Source organism: Streptomyces sp. FH025, from assembly GCF_017427025.1.
Taxonomy (GTDB): Bacteria; Actinomycetota; Actinomycetes; order Streptomycetales; family Streptomycetaceae; genus Kitasatospora.
The window spans coordinates 1-2,942 of the sequence record NZ_JAFLNG010000836.1 but is presented as its reverse complement, the minus strand read 5'-3'; the positions used below and the strand labels follow the sequence as shown (position 1 = coordinate 2,942).

The 2,942-nt window shown below is 73.2% G+C and carries 3 protein-coding genes; 2 read left to right on the top strand and 1 reads right to left on the bottom strand.

Translation table 11 applies throughout. The features are described from left to right. The first annotated feature begins 73 nt into the window (after positions 1-73). The gene (locus J0670_RS34560; protein ID WP_207816374.1) at positions 74-1,060 is read left to right on the top strand and encodes a hypothetical protein; all 987 of its coding nucleotides are present in this window, start codon (positions 74-76) and stop codon (positions 1,058-1,060) included. A gap of 42 nt (positions 1,061-1,102) precedes the next feature. After that, complete coding sequence (def, locus tag J0670_RS34555) at positions 1,103-1,756, top strand: peptide deformylase (protein WP_207816370.1); 654 nt, start codon at positions 1,103-1,105, stop codon at positions 1,754-1,756. 98 nt (positions 1,757-1,854) lie between these two features. Here def and J0670_RS34550 read toward each other — a convergent pair. Beyond that, positions 1,855-2,942 (bottom strand): HAMP domain-containing sensor histidine kinase (locus J0670_RS34550; RefSeq protein ID WP_243437948.1); only part of this gene is annotated, 1,088 nt, incomplete at its 5' end.

The window sequence follows — 2,942 nt, the reverse complement described above, 5'->3', positions numbered from 1 at the left end:
ACCGGCACCCCGTCGAGGACGGGAGGGGCCCGGCGGTACCGGACTTGAGCGGACGACGACGGCAGGGACGAACGTGAGGATCTTCCACCGGGCACGGCACCGGCCGTCCGCCACCTGGCGGCAGACGACCGATCGGGCCTTCACGCTGATCGGCGACGGTCGCTACGAGGACGCCGGCGCCCTGCTGGTGATGGCCGCCGACCTGGAGCCGTGGCTGTCCGACTCCTGGTTCAACCTGGCCCTGCTGCACAAGTTCCGCCGCGACTGGGAACAGGCCCGCTCGGCCGGTCTGCGCGCCGTCGCCCTGCTCGACCGCGAGCACGGCGCCCCGGACTGGTGGAACCTCGGCATCACCGCCACCGCCCTGCAGGACTGGCCGCTCGCCCGCCGCGCCTGGCAGGCGTACGGGCTGAAGCTGCCCGGCGGCCCCGGAGTGGACGGCCCGGTCAGCCTCGACCTCGGCACCACCCCCGTGCGGCTCTCCCCGGACGGCGAGTCCGAGGTGGTGTGGGGCCGCCGGCTCGACCCGGCCCGCATCGAGGTGCTGTCCATCCCGCTGCCGTCCTCCGGCCGCCGCTGGGGCGAGGTGGTGCTGCACGACGGCGCCCCGCACGGCGAGCGGGTCACCGACGGCGTCGCCTACCCCGTCTTCGACGAGATCGAACTGTGGGCGCCGTCGCCCGTACCGACGTACGTGGTGCTGCTGCAGGCCGCCACCGCCGGTGACCGGGACGCGCTGGAGCGGCTCGTCGCCGACGCCGGCTACGCCGCCGAGGACTGGACCTCCTCGGTGCGGCTGCTGTGCCGCGCCTGCTCGGAGAGCCGGATGGCCTCGGACGACGGCATCGTCGCCCACCACGACCCGCACGACGACGGGGACGCCGCCCACCCCGGGCACCTCAGCCACCTCAGCCAAGGTGGCGCCGCCGGGATGTCCTGGCTGGTCGAGCGCGAGTGCGGGATCGCGGCCCCGGCCGACCTCGTCCGCACCCTGCTGGACCGCTGGGTCGCGGCCGCCCCGGACAGCCGGGCTTACCGGGACCTCGAAGAAGTCTGCTGAGTACCCTGGTGAGGTACGCGTAGACCTATGGAAGCGGAAGACATGGCGGAGCAGCACGGGCACGGGCACGACCACGATCATGACCACGACCACGATCACGACCACGGGCACGACGAGAGCCCGAAGGTGATCGGGGAGGCGCCCGACCTCAGCAAGGGCACCGCGCGTCCGATCACCGTCGTCGGCAACCCGGTGCTGCACCGCGAGGTCAAGGACGTCGTCTCCTTCGACGGCGAACTGTCCGCGCTGATCGACGACATGTTCCAGTCGATGTACGCCGCCGAGGGCGTGGGCCTCGCCGCCAACCAGATCGGCGTGGACCTCAAGGTCTTCGTCTACGACTGCCCGGACGACGAGGGCGTGCGCCACATCGGCCACGTGATCAACCCGGTGCTGGAGGAGTTCCCGAAGGACCGCCAGCGGGTGCTCGACGACGGCAACGAGGGCTGCCTGTCCGTCCCCACCGCCTACGCCGAGCTGCCGCGCCCGGACTACGCCGCGGTGACCGGCGTCGACAAGGACGGCAACGCCATCCGCGTCGAGGGCACCGGCTTCTTCGCCCGCTGCCTCCAGCACGAGACCGACCACCTGTACGGCACCCTCTACATCGACAAGCTGTCGAAGCGGGACCGCAAGGACGCCCTGAAGCAGATGGCCGAGGGCACCCCGAAGTACGCGACTGTGCCCAACGAGTAAGGCGCTGTCGGTAGTTGGAGGCCGGTGCGGGCGGACCCGCACCGGCCTCCCGGCGTGTCCGGCCGGGGTCTGCGGGCTTCGGGTTCCAGGCTTCGGGCTCAGCGGGCGGGCAGGGAGAGGACGGCGCGCAGGCCGCCGGCCGGTTCGGGGGAGAGGCGCAGCTCGCCGTGGTGCGCCTCGGCGATGGCGGCGACGATGGCGAGCCCCAGGCCGTGGCCGCGGCGGGCGGGGTCCGTCCCGGCGGTGCGTCCGCGTCCGCGCAGGAACGGTTCGGTGAAGGTGGCGACGGCCTCCGGGGCCAGCCGCGCACCGGTGTTGGCGACGGTGAGCCGGACGTGGCCGGGGCGGTCGGGGTCGGCGCCGGTGGTGACGGTGACCCGGCCGTCGGCGGGCAGGTTGTGGCGCAGCGCGTTGTGCAGCAGGTTGACGGCGGCCTGGCGCAGCAGGACCGGGTTGCCGGTGGCGGGTGCCGGCCGGCAGTCGGCGGTGACGCTCACGCCCAGGGCCTCGGCCTCGTCGTGGACGGCGGCCAGGGCCTGGCCGGTGGTGATCGCGAGGTCGGTGGGGCTGGTCTCGGGCGGGGTGTTGCCGAGGTCGGCGAGCTGGAGCAGGGCCTCGCAGATCTCGATGCCGCGCTGGTTGGTGTCCTGGAGACGGGCGACGAGTTTCATCCAGTCCTGGTGGGCCGGGTCGGCGGCGGCGACCTGGAGCATGGTGCGGGTGATCGCCAGCGGGGTGCGCAGTTCGTGGGAGGCGTTGGCGGCGAAGCGCTGCTGGGCCTCGAAGGAGCGCTGGAGGCGTTCCAGCATCTCGTCGAAGGCGTCGGACAGTTCGGTGAACTCGTCGCGGGGGCCGCTCAGGGCGATGCGGTGCTCCAGCGCCCCGCCCGCGGCGCGGTGGGCGGCGCGGGTGATGTCCTGCAGCGGGCGCAGCACCCGCCCGGCGATCAGCCAGCCGCCGGCCATGCCGACGACGGTGAGCAGGGCGAGGGCGTAGCCGCTGGCCCTGAGGAGGGAGTCGAGGATCTCCTGGCGGGAGGGGGCGTCGGAGCGGTAGCGCGGATTGGAGGAGGTGAGCGGGTAGTTGGGGATGTAGCGCATGCCGACGTAGACCACGGCGAGGGAGAGGGCGCCGGCGGTGACGGCGAAGAGGGTGTAGCTGAGGGTCAGGCGCATCCGGGCGGTGA

Coding starts and splice junctions, on each gene's coding strand:
- def (WP_207816370.1), top strand. CDS start 1,103: ATGGCGGAGCAGCACGGGCACGGGCACGACCACGATCATGACCACGAC.